The 14,833-nt window shown below is 57.2% G+C and carries 15 protein-coding genes and 1 tRNA gene; 9 read left to right on the forward strand and 7 right to left on the reverse strand.

What is annotated here, in order from left to right:
• Positions 1-102 precede the first annotated feature (102 nt).
• From murI to hemA, 5 genes are read right to left on the reverse strand one after another with little or no spacing between them, the layout of a single operon-like run.
• The gene (murI, locus tag ACYZTR_RS23610) at positions 103-894 is read right to left on the reverse strand and encodes a glutamate racemase (RefSeq protein ID WP_461974279.1); all 792 of its coding nucleotides are present in this window, start codon (positions 892-894) and stop codon (positions 103-105) included.
• Positions 887-1,642 (reverse strand): molybdopterin-synthase adenylyltransferase MoeB, encoded by a 756-nt coding sequence (locus ACYZTR_RS23615; protein WP_461974281.1) that lies wholly within the window; start codon positions 1,640-1,642, stop codon positions 887-889. The genes murI and ACYZTR_RS23615 overlap by 8 nt, the downstream gene beginning before the upstream one ends.
• Positions 1,636-2,466 carry a peptide chain release factor N(5)-glutamine methyltransferase gene (gene prmC, locus ACYZTR_RS23620; protein WP_461974283.1) on the reverse strand — a complete coding sequence of 277 codons (831 nt, stop codon included), beginning with the start codon at positions 2,464-2,466 and terminating at the stop codon, positions 1,636-1,638. The genes ACYZTR_RS23615 and prmC overlap by 7 nt, the downstream gene beginning before the upstream one ends.
• The gene (prfA, locus tag ACYZTR_RS23625; RefSeq protein WP_461974285.1) at positions 2,467-3,549 is read right to left on the reverse strand and encodes a peptide chain release factor 1; all 1,083 of its coding nucleotides are present in this window, start codon (positions 3,547-3,549) and stop codon (positions 2,467-2,469) included.
• Positions 3,546-4,835: a glutamyl-tRNA reductase gene (gene hemA, locus ACYZTR_RS23630; RefSeq protein WP_282378822.1), complete on the reverse strand. Its 1,290-nt coding sequence runs from the start codon at positions 4,833-4,835 to the stop codon at positions 3,546-3,548. Before hemA ends, prfA begins: the two co-directional genes overlap by 4 nt.
• A 181-nt stretch (positions 4,836-5,016) precedes the next feature.
• On the opposite strand from hemA, the gene ACYZTR_RS23635 reads away from it, so the two are divergent.
• From ACYZTR_RS23635 to ychF, 8 genes are all read left to right on the forward strand, one after another.
• Positions 5,017-6,741 (forward strand): tetratricopeptide repeat protein, encoded by a 1,725-nt coding sequence (locus ACYZTR_RS23635; protein WP_461974287.1) that lies wholly within the window; start codon positions 5,017-5,019, stop codon positions 6,739-6,741.
• A 4-nt stretch (positions 6,742-6,745) separates the two neighbouring features.
• Entirely contained in the window at positions 6,746-7,363 is a 618-nt protein-coding gene (gene lolB, locus ACYZTR_RS23640; protein ID WP_461974289.1) for a lipoprotein insertase outer membrane protein LolB, read from the forward strand.
• A 2-nt stretch (positions 7,364-7,365) separates the two neighbouring features.
• Positions 7,366-8,217 carry a 4-(cytidine 5'-diphospho)-2-C-methyl-D-erythritol kinase gene (gene ispE / locus ACYZTR_RS23645; RefSeq protein ID WP_461979854.1) on the forward strand — a complete coding sequence of 284 codons (852 nt, stop codon included), beginning with the start codon at positions 7,366-7,368 and terminating at the stop codon, positions 8,215-8,217.
• Positions 8,218-8,253: 36 nt separating this feature from the next.
• A tRNA-Gln gene (locus tag ACYZTR_RS23650) sits at positions 8,254-8,328 on the forward strand.
• A gap of 45 nt (positions 8,329-8,373) precedes the next feature.
• Positions 8,374-9,315: a ribose-phosphate pyrophosphokinase gene (locus ACYZTR_RS23655; RefSeq protein WP_003208392.1), complete on the forward strand. Its 942-nt coding sequence runs from the start codon at positions 8,374-8,376 to the stop codon at positions 9,313-9,315.
• A 141-nt stretch (positions 9,316-9,456) separates the two neighbouring features.
• Positions 9,457-10,059 carry a 50S ribosomal protein L25/general stress protein Ctc gene (locus tag ACYZTR_RS23660; RefSeq protein ID WP_461979856.1) on the forward strand — a complete coding sequence of 201 codons (603 nt, stop codon included), beginning with the start codon at positions 9,457-9,459 and terminating at the stop codon, positions 10,057-10,059.
• A 169-nt stretch (positions 10,060-10,228) separates the two neighbouring features.
• Positions 10,229-10,813, forward strand: a complete 585-nt coding sequence (gene pth, locus ACYZTR_RS23665; RefSeq protein ID WP_010458286.1) for an aminoacyl-tRNA hydrolase — start codon at positions 10,229-10,231, stop codon at positions 10,811-10,813.
• Between the two features lie 23 nt (positions 10,814-10,836).
• Positions 10,837-11,937: a redox-regulated ATPase YchF gene (ychF, locus tag ACYZTR_RS23670; protein WP_461974291.1), complete on the forward strand. Its 1,101-nt coding sequence runs from the start codon at positions 10,837-10,839 to the stop codon at positions 11,935-11,937.
• A 190-nt stretch (positions 11,938-12,127) separates the two neighbouring features.
• Here ychF and ACYZTR_RS23675 read toward each other — a convergent pair whose 3' ends face one another.
• Both ACYZTR_RS23675 and ACYZTR_RS23680 read right to left on the reverse strand, forming a co-directional pair.
• Complete coding sequence (locus ACYZTR_RS23675; protein WP_461974293.1) at positions 12,128-13,033, reverse strand: DMT family transporter; 906 nt, start codon at positions 13,031-13,033, stop codon at positions 12,128-12,130.
• A gap of 173 nt (positions 13,034-13,206) precedes the next feature.
• On the reverse strand, positions 13,207-13,830 hold the full coding sequence (locus tag ACYZTR_RS23680) for a glutathione S-transferase family protein (protein WP_461974295.1): 624 nt from the start codon (positions 13,828-13,830) through the stop codon (positions 13,207-13,209).
• 83 nt (positions 13,831-13,913) lie between these two features.
• On the opposite strand from ACYZTR_RS23680, the gene ACYZTR_RS23685 reads away from it, so the two are divergent.
• Positions 13,914-14,759: a helix-turn-helix domain-containing protein gene (locus ACYZTR_RS23685; RefSeq protein WP_461974297.1), complete on the forward strand. Its 846-nt coding sequence runs from the start codon at positions 13,914-13,916 to the stop codon at positions 14,757-14,759.
• The last annotated feature ends 74 nt before the right edge of the window (positions 14,760-14,833 follow it).

Genomic DNA, 14,833 nt, shown 5'->3' on the forward strand with positions numbered 1-14,833 from the left:
CTTTTCCGAACAATTTCGTATGGTTTTTTTTTGCGTATCGCTATAGAAGTCGACGCTTAATCGCAAGTCCACCCCAATTATTCATTTGCCCCGGGATTTTGTTTACTCCTTGAAGCTTTGAACATCGCCAGCGGTATTCCACAGAATCGGCAAGATATTTCTGAAATGCTCCGGATCGGAACTCGTCCAGAACTGCGCAGCACGTGCAGGCCCCTCGGCGAGCAAATCTCGCTCGGCCAACAGACGCTGAAGTTGCCGCGCTACAGCGGCGCCGGTGTCGATCAGGCTGATGTCTTCAGGGATCATCTGCTTAAGCAACGGCTTTAGGAAGGGGTAATGCGTGCAGCCGAGAATTATTGTGTCGCACCCGGCGCCGAGCAGCGGTTCGACATACCTGGCAAGCAACTGGCGCAGTGCAGGACTGTGCAGATCGCCGTTTTCAATCAGCTCCACCAGGCCGGGGCACGGCTGAGTGAGGACGCGCACATCAGTGGCGAAACGGTCGAGCAACGCGGCGAACTTGGCACTTTGCAAGGTGCCGGTGGTGGCGAGTACGCCGACCACGCCGCTACGGGTGGCGGCAGCGGCCGGTTTGACCGCCGGCTCCATGCCAACGATGGGCCACTCGGGATATTCACGCCGCAAGTCTGCAACGCCAGCGACCGTCGCGGTGTTACAGGCCAGCACCAACGCCTTGGCGCCTTGCTGCTGAAAAAAACCGGCCATCGCACTGCAACGATGACGGATGAATTCCGGGGTTTTCTCGCCGTAGGGAATATTCCCGCAATCGGCGACGTACAGCAGTGACTCGTTGGGCAGCAAACGCTGGATCTCGGCCAGCACCGAAAGCCCACCAACGCCGGAGTCGAACACGCCAATCGGCGCTTCACGCATGCGTCGAACCACAGACGCTGCAGCCCGGATCACGCTTGACCCGTAATTCGCGAAAGCGCGAGCCCAAGGCATCGACCAACAACAGACGCCCCACCAGCGGCTCGCCGAAACCCACCAGCAATTTCATGGCTTCCAGCGCCTGGAGGCTGCCGACCAGCCCCACCAAAGGCCCCACGACGCCGGCTTCGCTGCACGTCAGTTCGGCTTCGCTGCCGTGACCATATAAACAGTGATAGCACGGACTCTCCGGACGGCGCGGGTCGAACACCGACAGCTGCCCTTCCAGCCGAATCGCCGCGCCACTGACCAGAGGTTTGCAGCCGGCGACACACGCAGCGTTGACCGCTTCGCGGGTGGAGAAATTGTCGGAACAGTCAAGCACCAGATCCACCGCGCCCACGGCGGCAGCCAGGGAATCTTCGTCCAGCGCGGTGCGATGGGCGATCAACTGAATCTGGGGATTGATCGCGCTCAGTCGGCGAATGGCCGAATCGACCTTGCTCAGGCCGACGCTGTCGGTGTCGTGAACAATCTGGCGTTGCAGATTGGTCAGGTCGACGGTGTCGAAGTCTGCCAAATGCAACTCACCGACGCCGGCCGCTGCCAGATACAGCGCAACAGGGGAGCCGAGACCGCCGAGACCGACGATCAACACGCGGCTTTCTTTCAGTCGCAACTGGCCGTCAATGTCGACGTGCTGCAATAGAATCTGCCGACTGTAGCGCAACAATTCCTGATCATTCAGCACGGCAGGCGCCCCAGGCTGATACGTTCGTGACCGCCCAGATCGGTGCGGCTGTGGACTTCTTCAAAGCCACGGGTCAGTAGCAAATCGCGTACTGCATGGGCTTGATCGTAACCGTGTTCGAGCATCAACCAACCGCCCGCCTCAAGGTAATCGGGCGCCTGGGCGACGATCAGACGCAGATCGTCGAGCCCGTCGACGCCGGCCACCAAGGCACTGGCCGGTTCGAAGCGCACATCACCTTCCGCCAGATGCGGGTCGGCGGAGGCGATGTAAGGCGGGTTGCTGATGATCAGTTGAAAACGCTGACCTTCCAGGGCGCTGAACCAATGACTGCTCAGCACGGCGGCGTTGTTCAGGTGCAAGCGCTGGCGATTGCGCTCGGCCAGGGCCACGGCTTCGAGCACGCGATCCACGGCGGTGACCTTCCAGGCCGGACGTTCGCTGGCCAGGGCCAATGCAATGGCGCCGCTGCCGGTGCCCAAATCAAGAACCTTAGCCGGTGTGGCCGGCAGCAATTCAAGTGCGGCTTCGACCAGCAACTCGGTGTCCGGGCGCGGGATCAGCGTGTGCGGCGCGACTTCCAGATCGAGCTTCCAGAAACCTTGCTGGCCGAGGATGTACGCCACCGGCTCACCGCCACGACGGCGTTGCAGGTACTCGGCGAACTTCAGCGCCGCCTCGCTCGGAACGATGCGCTCGGGCCAGGTGTGCAGAAAACTGCGGGGCTTGCCCAACGCAGCGGCCAGCAACAATTCGGCATCCAGGCGCGCGGACGGCGAATCCGGCAGGTCGGCGGCGCGTAACAAACTGGCAATGATCGTCATTTACTCACCTATCGCTGCCAATTGGTCAGCCTGGTATTCGGCCAGCAACGGCTCGATCACCGCGTCGACACCCCCCGCGAGGATTTCGTCGAGGGAATACAGCGTCAAGTTGACCCGGTGGTCGGTGACCCGGCCCTGGGCAAAGTTGTAAGTGCGGATCCGCTCGGAGCGATCGCCCGAACCCACCAGCAATTTACGCTCGCTGGCGATGGCATTGGCGGCGGCGCTGGTCTGCTGGTCGTTGAGCTTGGCCGACAGCCAGGACATCGCCCGCGCGCGGTTCTTGTGCTGGGAACGTTCTTCCTGGCACTCGACGACAATACCGGACGGCAAGTGAGTAATACGGATCGCCGAGTCGGTCTTGTTGACGTGCTGACCGCCGGCACCGGAGGATTTGTAGGTATCGACCCGCAAATCCGAAGGGTTGATCTCGATCGCTTCCTGCTCGTCCGGCTCGGGCAACACCGCCACCGTGCAGGCCGAGGTGTGGATGCGACCCTGGGATTCAGTGGCCGGAACCCGTTGTACGCGGTGCGCACCGGATTCGAATTTCAACTTGCCGTAGACACTGTCGCCTTCGACTCGAGCGATGACTTCTTTATAGCCGCCGTGCTCGCCGATGTTCTCAGAGAGAATCTCCACCCGCCAGCCGCGACGTTCGGCGTAACGCGAATACATGCGGAACAGGTCGCCGGAGAAAATCGCCGCCTCGTCACCGCCGGTGCCTGCGCGAATTTCGAGGAACACGTTGCGCCCATCATTCGGATCCTTGGGCAGCAGCATGCGTTGCAGGCTGGCTTCGATGTCGATCAGTTGTTCTTTGGCTTCGCGGACTTCTTCCACGGCCATTTCGCGCATGTCCGGGTCGCTGTCCTTGAGCAGCGCCTGGGCGCCTTCAAGGTCGCTTTGCACTTTGAGCAACTGTTTATAGGCATCGACAATCGGCTCGACTTCCGCGTATTCCTTGGAGTAGGTGCGGAATTTGTTCTGATCGGAAATGACTTCGCCGTCGCCAAGCAAGGCAGTCAATTCCTCGAAACGGTCCTGGAGGATGTCCAGCTTATTGAGCAGTGACGCTTTCATTGCGGTTTCTTATCCGAAAAGCTATCCGATGAGCCCTCATTCAGGGCAAAGAGTTCCTGGGCCATGGCCAGCGCATCGAGGCGACCTTCGGCAGAGAGCTTTTTCAACTGCACGCTCGGTGCGTGCAAGAGTTTATTAGTCAGGCCCCGCGCCAGTTGCACCAGCACGTCTTCGGCGCTGCTGCCGTTGGCCAGCATGCGCTGGGCCTTCTGCAATTCTTCGTCGCGCATGCGCTCGCTTTGTTGGCGATAGGCCTTGAGCACATCCACCGCCGCCAGTTCACGCAGGCGGACCATGAAATCTTCGGCACCGACCGAAACCATCTCTTCTGCCGCTTGGGCTGCGCCCTGGCGGCTTTTGAGGTTCTCGGCGACCACTTCGTGGAGATCGTCAACGCTATACAGGTAAACGTCGTCCAGTTCGCCGACTTCCGGCTCGATATCCCGGGGGACGGCGATGTCTACCATGAAGATCGGCTTGTGCTTGCGCAGTTTCAAGGCGCTTTCCACCGCGCCTTTGCCAAGGATCGGCAACTGGCTGGCGGTGGAACTGATAACGATGTCGCTGCGCACCAGTTCGGCCGGGATCTCCGATAGCAACACCGCATGGGCACCGAACTGCTCGGCCAGAATGCTCGCGCGCTCCAGGGTGCGGTTGGCGACCACGATGCGCTTCACACCCAATTCGTGCAGATGGCGGGCGACCAGGGTAATGGTCTCACCGGCGCCGATCAGCAAGGCCTGGCTGCGTTGCAGGTCACTGAAAATCTGTTTCGCCAGGCTGACCGCGGCAAACGCCACGGACACCGGGTTCTCGCCGATGGCGGTGTCGGTGCGCACCTGTTTGGCCGCGTTGAACGTGGCCTGAAACAGCCGCCCGAGCAACGGACCGATGGTGCCGGCTTCGCGGGCCACGGCGTAAGCCGATTTCATCTGACCGAGAATCTGCGGTTCGCCCAACACCAGCGAATCGAGCCCGGAGGCCACCCGCATCATGTGACGAACTGCCGCATCATCTTCGTGCACATAAGCGCTCGCGCGCAGCTCTTCGAGGCTCAAATGATGATAATCGGCCAGCCAGCGCAGGATGACGTCCGCCGAAAGGTGATCCTGTTCTATATAGAGTTCACTGCGATTGCAGGTGGAGAGGATCGCAGCTTCGCGGCTGTCGGTGAGTCGGCAGAGCTGCTGCAAAGCCTCCACCAGCTGCTCAGGGGTAAAGGCCACGCGCTCGCGGACGTCTACTGAAGCAGTCTTGTGGTTAATACCGAGTGCAAGGAAGGCCATTCAAGGTCGCTGATGGTGACGTGAAGCCGGCAATTGTCCTACTTCGACAGAGCCAGAACAACTACTGCTGACTATTGTCCCCATGACCTGCCCCTATAAAGGCATCAACGAGACTCGGTTATGTTTGGCCGAAGGCTTGTGTCATGATGATCCGACCGCAGGTTAGTCGTCCTCTTCCTATATGAATAGATCTTCCGCGTTGCTCCTCGCTTTTGTCTTCCTCAGCGGCTGCCAGGTCTTGGCACCCGTTTCGTCGGACGGTACGCCGCCGGTCGAAGACAGCACTCCGGCCCCTGAAAAGCCCAAGGTATACGGCTCATTCAGTGAAGAAACCGTCTTCAGCCTGCTGAGCGCCGAACTGGCTGGCCAGCGCAATCGTTTCGACATTGCCCTGGACAACTACGTCACCCAGGCTATTAACACCCAGGATCCGGGCATCTCCGAACGGGCATTTCGCATCGCCGAATACCTGGGCGCCGATCAGGCTGCCCTGGATACCGCGCTGATCTGGGCGAAAAACGCCCCGGACGACCTCGAGGCGCAACGAGCTGCTGCCGTGCAACTGGCTCGCGCCGGGCGTTATGACGACTCCATGGTCTATATGGAGAAAGTCCTGCAAGGCAAGGGCGACACGCATTTCGACTTCCTCGCCCTGTCTGCGGCCGATACCGACCAGGACACGCGCAACGGCTTGATGAAAAGTTTTGATCGCTTATTGCAGCGCCATCCAAACAACAGCCAACTGATTTTCGGCAAAGCCTTGCTACTGCAACAGGACGGTGACGCCAAGGGTGCGCTGGGCCTGCTGGAAGACAATCCACCGGATGACGGCGAAATCGCACCGATCCTGCTGCGCGCGCGCCTGCTGCAAACGCTCGATCGTGGCGATGAAGCCTTGCCGCTGCTGCAAAAAAGCATCAAGAAGTACCCGGACGACAAACGCTTGCGCCTGACTTACGCGCGCATGCTGGTTGAACAGGATCGCATGGACGATGCCAAAGTCGAGTTCTCGAGCCTGGTACAGCAATACCCGGAAGACGACGATCTGCGTTACTCCCTGGCGCTGGTCTGCCTGGAAGCCAAGGCCTGGGATGAGGCCAAGGGCTATCTGGAAGACCTGATCGCCCGTGAAAGCCACGTCGATTCGGCGCACCTGAACCTCGGTCGTATCGCTGAAGAACGTAACGACCCTCAAGGCGCACTGATCGAGTACGCCCAGGTCGGCGCGGGCAACGATTACCTGCCGGCGCAATTGCGTCAGGCCGATATCCTGATGAACAACGGCAAGACCACCGAGGCCCAAAGCCGTCTGGCGGCGGAGCGCGACGAGCAGCCCGACTACGCCATTCAGTTGTATTTGATCGAAGCCGAAACCTTGTCCGCCAATAAACAGCCCGACAAGGCCTGGAATGTATTGCAGCAAGCCTTGCAGAAGTACCCCGACGATCTGAATCTGCTGTACACCCGCGCCATGCAAGCGGAAAAACGCAATGACTTGGCGCAGATGGAAAAAGACCTGCGGTTGATCATCAAACGCGATCCAGACAACGCGATGGCCTTGAACGCCCTCGGTTACACCTTGTCCGACCGTACAACGCGTTACGTCGAAGCCAAGACCTTGATCGAACAGGCACACCAGATCAATCCGGAAGACCCGGCGGTACTCGACAGCCTCGGCTGGGTGAATTTCCGCCTGGGCAATCTCGATGAGGCCGAACGTTACTTGCGCCAGGCCCTGGAGCGCTTTCCCGATCAGGAAGTCGCCGCTCATCTGGGTGAGGTCCTGTGGGCCAACGGCAAGCAACGCGAAGCCAAGCAAATCTGGAGCAAGTTCCTCAAGGAACAGCCCGACAGCCCTATCCTGCGCAGCACCATCAAGCGCCTGACCGGATCAGAGACTCTTTAAGATTATGTTTTTGCGCCACATCATCGTTTTCAGTTTCATCGCCCTGCTTACCGGTTGCGCCGGCTTCGGCGCCCGCGAATCGGTCCAGGGTCAAGGCGACCCGGCCCAATGGCGCCAGTACAAACAGCAATTGACCAGCCTCGACGGCTGGCAGATCAACGGCAAAATCGGGATTCGCGCCCCGAAAGACTCCGGCAGCGGCACGTTGTTCTGGCTGCAGCGACAGGACTACTACGACATTCGCCTCTCCGGCCCCCTGGGTCGCGGTGCAGCACGCTTGACCGGTCGCCCCGGCAAAGTCTCGCTGGAAGTCGCCAACCAGGGTCGCTATGAAGCGCCGACGCCTGAAGTGCTGGTCGAAGAACAGCTGGGCTGGAAGTTGCCGGTGTCCAATCTGGCCTGGTGGGTTCGCGGGCTCCCGGCTCCGGACAGCAAAAGCCGTCTGACGCTCGATGCCGACAGCCGACTGGCCAATCTGGAGCAGGATGGCTGGCAAGTCGAATACTTCAGCTATGCCGAGCAAAACGGCATTTGGCTACCCGAGCGGATCAAACTGCACGGCACCGACCTTGACGTCACGCTGGTGATCAAGGAATGGCAACCTCGCAAACTGGGGCAGTGAACATGACGGCTCTGCGCTTGACGCTGCCCTCCCCGGCCAAACTCAATCTGATGCTGCACATCCTCGGTCGCCGCGAAGACGGTTACCACGAACTGCAGACTATTTTTCAGTTTCTCGATTACGGCGATGAAATTACCTTCGCCGTTCGTGATGACGGTGTGATTCGGTTGCACACCGAATTCGATGGCGTTCCTCACGACAGTAATTTAATCGTCAAGGCCGCAAAAAAACTTCAGGAGCAATCCGGTTGTTCGCTCGGGATTGATATCTGGATCGAAAAAATTCTGCCCATGGGTGGTGGCATCGGTGGTGGCAGCTCAAATGCCGCGACCACTTTGCTGGGCCTCAATCATCTCTGGCAACTGGGTTGGGATGAGGATCGGCTGGCCACTTTAGGCTTGACGCTCGGCGCGGACGTCCCGGTTTTCGTGCGTGGGCACGCGGCTTTCGCCGAGGGCGTGGGGGAGAAACTGACCCCTGTTTACCCCGCCGAGCCGTGGTATCTCGTGCTTGTGCCGCAAGTCTCTGTAAGTACAGCAGAAATTTTTTCAGATCCGTTGTTGACACGTAACTCTTCTCCCATTAAAGTGCGCCCCGTTCCCAAGGGAAACAGTCGAAATGACTGCTTACCGGTGGTAGCAAGGCGTTATCCAGATGTACGTAACGCATTGAATTTGTTAGGTAAATTTACCGAAGCAAAACTCACCGGAACTGGAAGTTGTGTGTTTGGGGGCTTCCCAAGCAAAGCTGAAGCTGATAAAGTCTCGGCCCTTCTTACAGAGACCCTTACAGGGTTTGTAGCAAAGGGAAGCAACGTTTCGATGTTGCATCGCAAGTTGCAAAGTCTGCTCTAAAAGAACCGATTACTGGGTAATCGTTGCAACAGATACAGGGGCGTCGCCAAGCGGTAAGGCAGCAGGTTTTGATCCTGCCATGCGTTGGTTCGAATCCAGCCGCCCCTGCCATTTTCTATACTCATCCAGGTTACCCTCAGCCTCTAGGTACTGCGCGTGTCCAAGATGATGGTCTTTACGGGGAACGCTAACCCCGATCTGGCTCGGCGTGTTGTACGTCAGCTGCATATCCCTCTCGGTGACATCTCTGTCGGTAAGTTCTCCGACGGCGAAATTACTGCCGAGATCAATGAAAACGTCCGCGGTAAAGATGTCTTCATTATTCAGCCGACTTGCGCTCCGACCAACGATAACCTGATGGAACTGGTAGTGATGGCTGATGCCTTCCGCCGCTCCTCGGCTACTCGTATCACTGCTGTAATTCCTTACTTTGGTTATGCCCGTCAGGATCGCCGTCCGCGTTCCGCACGTGTGGCTATCAGCGCGAAAGTCGTGGCTGACATGCTTACCGTAGTCGGCATCGACCGTGTTCTCACGGTTGATCTGCATGCTGACCAAATCCAGGGCTTCTTCGATATTCCGGTAGATAACATCTACGGCTCCCCGGTATTGGTGGATGACATTGAAGATCAGCGCTTCGAAAACCTGATGATCGTGTCCCCGGACATTGGTGGCGTCGTGCGTGCACGTGCTGTTGCCAAATCCCTGGGCGTGGATCTCGGGATCATCGACAAACGCCGTGAAAAAGCCAATCACTCTGAAGTGATGCATATCATCGGTGATGTCGAAGGGCGTACCTGTATTCTGGTCGATGACATGGTCGATACCGCCGGCACTCTGTGCCACGCGGCCAAGGCCCTGAAAGAGCATGGCGCTGCCAAGGTTTTCGCCTACTGCACACACCCTGTGCTGTCCGGTCGGGCGATCGAAAACATCGAAAATTCCATGCTGGACGAACTGGTGGTGACTAACACCATCCCGTTGTCCGCTGCTGCTCAAGCCTGCTCGCGTATCCGTCAACTGGATATCGCGCCGGTAGTTGCCGAAGCGGTCCGCCGCATCAGCAACGAAGAATCGATCAGCGCGATGTTCCGTTAAGGGCCCTGCCCTTCTCGAACATTTCGCTGACGAAAAGCGCCCCGCCCCGGCATTCCTGTCGGGGCGGGGCTTTTTTGCCCATATCGCCTTTAGCGCTGGTCGCAAACGCTGGGGCGAATGTGGTTATTTTGGAGATACAACATGAACGATTTTACTCTGAATGCTGAAGTGCGTTCCGACCTGGGGAAAGGTGCGAGCCGCCGCCTGCGTCGTCTCGCAAGCCTGGTACCTGCTGTAGTTTACGGTGGCGAAAAAGCCCCTGAATCCATCAGCATGCTGGCTAAAGAAGTTGCCAAACTGCTCGAAAACGAAGCGGCTTACAGCCACATCATCGAGCTGAACGTTGGCGGCACCAAGCAAAACGTAATCATCAAAGCTCTGCAGCGTCACCCGGCCAAAGGCCACGTGATGCACGCTGACTTCGTACGCGTTGTAGCTGGCCAGAAACTGACCGCTATCGTGCCTGTACACTTTGTTGGTGAAGAAGCTCCGATCAAGAAAGGCGGCGAAATTTCGCACGTTGTTTCGGACATCGAAGTGACCTGCCTGCCGAAAGACCTGCCTGAATTCATCGAAGTTGACTTGGCTAACGCCGAAATCGGCTCGATCATTCACCTGTCTGACCTCAAAGCCCCTAAAGGCGTTGAGTTTGTTGCTCTGGCACACGGTGATGACAAGGCTGTTGCCAACGTTCACGCTCCACGTGTTGCTCCAGAAGCTACTGAAGAAGGCGCAGCAGAGTAATTTCACTCTGTTCGCCGGAGTGAACGGAAACATCGCGGACTAGAGCGTAGCGAGAAAGCGGGCGAGAACGCGGAGTTTACATAATGGTAAATGAGCACGTGTCGTCCACTTTCGCCGCACTCCCTGAATGCGGCGATGTTATCCACCACTCCAAGGAAGGGCCCCTATCGTGACTGCCATCAAACTGATCGTTGGCCTGGGAAATCCAGGCGCTGAATACGAACAGACCCGGCATAACGCAGGGGCCCTTTTTGTTGAGCGCATCGCGAACGCACAAGGCGTAAACCTTGTGGCGGATCGCAAATATTTCGGCCTGACCGGGCGCTATTCGCATCAGGGTCAGGATGTTCGTCTATTAATTCCCACCACGTACATGAACCGCAGCGGCCAGGCCGTAGCGGCACTCGCTGGTTTCTTCCGCATCACGCCTGAAGAAATCCTCGTGGCGCACGACGAACTTGACCTGCCACCCGGCGTTGCCAAGCTCAAACAGGGCGGCGGCCATGGCGGTCACAACGGGTTGCGCGACATCATTGCGCAACTGGGCAATCAGAATACCTTTTACCGCTTGCGGCTTGGCATTGGCCACCCGGGCGTTGCCAGTATGGTTTCAAATTTCGTCCTGGGTCGTGCGCCACGCGCCGAACAGGAAAAACTCGATGCCAGCATCGACTTTGCCCTCGGCGTGCTGCCGGATATCCTCGCCGGTGAATGGAACCGCGCGATGAAAAACCTGCACAGCCAGAAGGCCTGACTCTACTCCTCGGGGAAAACACCATGGGATTCAATTGCGGCATCGTCGGCCTGCCTAACGTCGGCAAGTCCACCCTGTTCAACGCCCTGACCAAATCCGGGATCGCGGCCGAAAACTTCCCCTTCTGCACCATCGAACCGAACACCGGTATCGTGCCGATGCCGGACAGCCGTCTGGAAGCCCTGGCGGCCATCGTCAATCCCAAGCGCATCCTGCCGACTACCATGGAGTTCGTCGACATCGCAGGCCTGGTGGCTGGCGCCTCGAAAGGTGAAGGCCTTGGCAACAAGTTCCTCGCCAATATCCGTGAAACCGATGCCATCGCGCACGTGGTCCGCTGCTTCGAAGACGAGAACGTGATTCACGTTTCCAACAGCGTCGACCCGAAACGCGACATCGAAATCATCGACCTGGAATTGATCTTCGCCGACCTCGACAGCTGCGAGAAGCAACTGCAGAAAGTCGCTCGCAACGCCAAGGGCGGTGACAAGGACGCAGTAGTCCAGAAAGGCCTGCTGGAGCAACTGATCGCTCACTTCACTCTCGGCAAGCCTGCGCGCACCCTGATGAAAACCATGAATGCCGACGAGAAAGCGGTGATTCGTGGCTTCCACCTGCTGACCACCAAGCCGGTCATGTACATCGCCAACGTCGCTGAAGACGGCTTCCAGAACAACCCGCTGCTGGACATCGTCAAGGCCATTGCCGAAGAAGAAGGCGCCATGGTGGTTCCGGTCTGCAACAAGATCGAAGCCGAAATCGCCGAACTGGATGACGGCGAAGAGAAAGACATGTTCCTCGAAGCCTTAGGACTAGAAGAACCTGGCCTGAACCGCGTGATCCGCGCCGGCTACGAAATGCTGCACCTGCAGACCTACTTCACCGCCGGTGTCGAAGAAGTCCGCGCCTGGACCGTCCGCGTCGGTGCCACCGCACCACAAGCCGCGGGTGTGATCCACACCGACTTCGAAAAAGGCTTCATCCGCGCCGAAGTCATCGCCTATGACGACTTCATCCAGTACAAGGGCGAAGCCGGCACCAAAGAAGCCGGTAAATGGCGCCTGGAAGGCAAGGACTACATCGTTAAAGACGGCGACGTGATGCACTTCCGTTTCAACGTGTAACGGTGACCGTGGATTTACACGGATCTCGATAGACACAAAATCCCCGTAATCACTCGCTGATACGGGGATTTTTGCGTCTTGGGATCACCATCCTCCTCGACTACATGCAGACCTTGCGGGCCTGCGCGTAACGTATTGGCCAGGGTCACGGCAGCCCGTCGTTCACGATACCGCCGTGATACACCTTCTGTCAGGTCGCTTCGGGTAAAGGCTGCGCTTTCTCAGGCGGTTTGATTGAGCCGATGTAAACCGCAAAGATAGTCACCAGCGCACCGCAAATCTGCAGCGTGGAGCTGGCCTTGCCGAGAAAGGTGACATCAATGAAATACGTGATCACCGGCTCCAGTAACAGGATCAGTCCGGCCAACCCCAGGCTCATGGCTCCGATCGAACGGTTGACCAGCAACCAGCCGACAAACTGCACCAGTACCCCGTATATGATCAGCATCAGCAAGGTTTGCCCATCCACGATGGCCAAGCTTTCCCCAGTTGCCAGCGCGTATGTCAGCAGAACCAGTGCCGCCCAAAGACTCAAATTGAGCATCTGTGCGATCTTGTCACCCCCGCCGTCAGGCAACTGGGTGTTGATCTTCAGGAAGTACACGCAGATGGCATACGCCAGCCCCGACAACACGCCATACACCACGCCCTTGATCCCTACCGCACTGGTCATCTCGGGTAGCAACAACAGATAGAGCCCAACAAATGCCAAAGTAATGGATACCAGGAAGTAGATCGAAGGTTTTTCCTTCAACAGGTACAACCCCAGTAGGGTCATGAAGAACACCTGACAGTTGGTCAGGATCGACCCGATGCCCGGGCCGACGATATAGATGCTCTGGTGCCAGAGCACCAGGTCGATGGCCAAAAACACCCCAGCCAACGCGGTGTACAGCTGCGCCTTGGCGCTTTTGAGCAGCACCGGTGTTTTGCGCACCTTCAGCAGCAGGAAGAACAGGATCGAGGCGAACACCATCCGATAGAACCCTGCACCACCCGCGCCGATATGGGCGAAAGCGACGGCTAGAGCAGACAGACTGAGCATCAGTCCACCGATGGTCAATTCAATGATTGCCCGATGGTTATTAGTTGACATGAGAAACCTCACTGATAAAGACCGGTATTAATTTTATGAACACTCACAACTCCCCCCGGGCAACAAACATCAGACTCGACAAAGCAGAAAAGCCCCAAAGGTCTTTTCTGCCACGAGCCTAAAAAACAACTAATTTTTAATAGGCTTTAATAGTTAGCAGCAACACAGCTCTTTTAAATTTCTTGCGCGGCCAACTTCAACCATTGTTGTACCGGTGCATAACCTAGAATGTTTTCGACATAGCCCTGCAGTTGCGTAGGGATGGCAATACCATAACGACGGAAGCGGAACACCACCGGAACAAACATCGCATCAACAATGCCGAAGTCACCGCAGAGGAACTGTGTTGAACCACTCACCTCACGGAGCTGATTCCAGATAGCGAATACCCGCATGATTTCCTCTCGGGTCTCGGCGGTCAGGCTTTCTGGGATGTCACCGGTGTTCAGGCCAAACGACATCTGCGTGCGCAGGTGGGTGAAACCGGAGTGCATCTCTGCCGCAGCGGCTCGTGCCAGGGCCTTGACCCGTGAATCTTGGGGCCAAAGGTTGGCGGCCGGATATGTGCCGGCAATGTATTCGCTAATGGCTAGGCTGTCGTTGATGACGACATCATCGAGCAGCAGCGCCGGCACCTTGCCGGAAGGCGAGTGCTCCAGAATGCGCTGGCGGGTGTCGCTTTGTTCCAGTTTGATCTGAAGGGTTTCAAATGCAACATCTGCTGTCACAAGAACCAGCCACGCACGAAATGACCATGAAGACTTATTAAAATCCCCAACTACCAGTTTTGTAGACATCGCATCCCCTAGCTTGTGTGATGAAATAGGTGCTAAATTTAGCGGCCTTTTTTTCATACGTATTGCACAAAACTGGACAATTCATGGACGAGAATCGCCGTAACAAAGCCCCTCAAAAAGACAAGGACTTTGTTCAATTCTGGCGTATACCCGAAGGCGACTGTGAGTTGCTATCTGCGCGTTACAGTACTCAATCTTTCGGCCGACATTCACATGACCGATACGCTATCGGCGTTATAAGTAGCGGTGTTGAAAAACTTTTTTATCGCGGCAGTAACTACATGGGGGTCGCTGGCAGTGTGGTCACCATTACCCCCGGGGAGATCCACGACGGCTTGCCAGGCCATGATGAGGGCTGGATGTATCGAATGCTCTATATCGACCCCGAATGGGTCAACCGGATGGTGTTTCAAGGGCGTTTTTCAGACGATCATATTCATCTTTTTCAAACAGCTCTGAGCCAGGCCCCCGACTTCGCCCGGACCTTTTTGCAGCAACATCAACTCATTGAAAAATCCCCCTCCAGCCTTGAACGGGAAACTATCCTGCTGGATCTGGTGACGCAGCTCTTCGAGCGCAGCGGAGCGCCCATCGAACCAGTCAGTGCGGCTGAGCAGCACGCAGTGCAAAAGATCAAGAGGAAGCTCGAAGACGAGTTCGACAAACATCTGTCTCTGGAAGAACTGGCGCAATGGGTGAACCTTGACCCTCTTTACCTGATCCGGGTGTTCAAAAAAAGCGTTGGCGTCTCCCCCCACAGCTTTCAAATCCAGAAAAGAATCGCCCAGGTCCAAAAACTGCTGCGCACCGGGTCCAGTCTCGCAGAAGCGTCATTCACTTGCGGCTTCTTCGATCAAAGCCACATGACCCGAGCCTTCAAAAAAGTAGTGGGCATCACACCCGGCAGTTTCCGCAACAGCAGTGCCTGAGCCTGTAACCCAGTGATTTGCGCATATGGCATCACGGCTATTGACGCCCGTTTTAACATTACTCGTTTCTATAC

Source organism: Pseudomonas sp. Hz4 (assembly GCF_054898165.1).

Excerpts from the sequence above, each read along its gene's own strand:
- ACYZTR_RS23660 (WP_461979856.1), top strand. The coding sequence starts at position 9,457 with ATGAACGATTTTACTCTGAATGCTGAAGTGCGTTCCGACCTGGGGAAA.
- ispE (WP_461979854.1), top strand. The coding sequence starts at position 7,366 with ATGACGGCTCTGCGCTTGACGCTGCCCTCCCCGGCCAAACTCAATCTG.
- ACYZTR_RS23675 (WP_461974293.1), bottom strand. The coding sequence starts at position 13,033 with ATGTCAACTAATAACCATCGGGCAATCATTGAATTGACCATCGGTGGA.
- lolB (WP_461974289.1), top strand. The coding sequence starts at position 6,746 with ATGTTTTTGCGCCACATCATCGTTTTCAGTTTCATCGCCCTGCTTACC.
- ACYZTR_RS23680 (WP_461974295.1), bottom strand. The coding sequence starts at position 13,830 with ATGTCTACAAAACTGGTAGTTGGGGATTTTAATAAGTCTTCATGGTCA.
- ACYZTR_RS23685 (WP_461974297.1), top strand. The coding sequence starts at position 13,914 with ATGGACGAGAATCGCCGTAACAAAGCCCCTCAAAAAGACAAGGACTTT.
- ychF (WP_461974291.1), top strand. The coding sequence starts at position 10,837 with ATGGGATTCAATTGCGGCATCGTCGGCCTGCCTAACGTCGGCAAGTCC.
- prmC (WP_461974283.1), bottom strand. The coding sequence starts at position 2,466 with ATGACGATCATTGCCAGTTTGTTACGCGCCGCCGACCTGCCGGATTCG.
- prfA (WP_461974285.1), bottom strand. The coding sequence starts at position 3,549 with ATGAAAGCGTCACTGCTCAATAAGCTGGACATCCTCCAGGACCGTTTC.
- hemA (WP_282378822.1), bottom strand. The coding sequence starts at position 4,835 with ATGGCCTTCCTTGCACTCGGTATTAACCACAAGACTGCTTCAGTAGAC.
- ACYZTR_RS23635 (WP_461974287.1), top strand. The coding sequence starts at position 5,017 with ATGAATAGATCTTCCGCGTTGCTCCTCGCTTTTGTCTTCCTCAGCGGC.
- murI (WP_461974279.1), bottom strand. The coding sequence starts at position 894 with ATGCGTGAAGCGCCGATTGGCGTGTTCGACTCCGGCGTTGGTGGGCTT.